Below are 298 nucleotides of genomic sequence, written 5' to 3' on the forward strand. Positions count from 1 at the left end.
CTAGGGCCTGTGTCGAAGTCGGTCACAGCCACTCATTGATCGCGGCGATGTGAACGGTGGCTTCGTAGCGGACGGCGAGTTTGTCGAAGCGAGTCGCTATGGCTCGGTAGCGTTTGAGCTGGTTGATGCCGCATTCCACGGCGTGACGCTGCTTGTACCGCTCGGGATCGAAGGCCGGTGGCCGGCCGCCCTTGGACCCCTTCTTGCGCCGGTTGGCGTCTTGGTCGGCCTTTGACGGGATCGTCGCGGCGATGCCGCGTCGGCGCAGGTAGCGGCGGTTAGCTCGGGACGTGTACGC

At 65.1% G+C, this 298-nt stretch carries 1 protein-coding gene; it reads right to left on the reverse strand.

Going from position 1 to position 298, the window contains the following annotated elements:
* Positions 1–22: 22 nt before the first annotated feature.
* On the reverse strand, positions 23–298 hold a 276-nt coding region (locus AC507J_RS32415), incomplete at its 5' end, for a transposase (RefSeq protein WP_496294394.1).

The organism is Micromonospora sp. PRAS1, assembly GCF_059553435.1.